The organism is Bacillus sp. AF23 (assembly GCF_020861455.1).
Lineage (GTDB): Bacteria > Bacillota > Bacilli > Bacillales > Bacillaceae > Bacillus > Bacillus halotolerans.
Genome location: NZ_JAJHVY010000057.1, coordinates 1 through 372 on the forward strand (window position 1 = coordinate 1; position 372 = coordinate 372).

A 372-nucleotide genomic window follows, 5' to 3' on the forward strand; every position below is an offset into this window, starting at 1 on the left:
ATTTAACACAGTTAAAAGAGCAAACTGAAAATACAGAGATCATCTGGATTCTAAGGAAACAGTATATTACAGAAGTTTTCGGGGGAGAAGGAAATGATCAGTTGCCTGCTAGAGGGCAATTAGGGATAAGATTACGAAGCATCTTAGAAAATGGACTTATTAAAGCGTATCCTTCAACGTTCATTGAAAATATCGCACCCACATCTAACGGTAAATTAAATATTTTTGGATTCCAGCAACAGGAACAAAAAATAATTAGGGATGTAGACGAAATTATTGCGAATACAGGTGCAAGACCAGATTTTCAATTTTTAAAAGAAATTCGCCATACATTTGATTCTGCTTTAGAGTGCGTGCCAGATTTGGCTAATT

1 pseudogene is annotated in these 372 nt (G+C 35.2%); it reads left to right on the forward strand.

The window, feature by feature from the left end:
• Positions 1 to 372 (forward strand): annotated as a pseudogene (locus tag LNN34_RS21830) (flavoprotein); the annotation flags it as partial.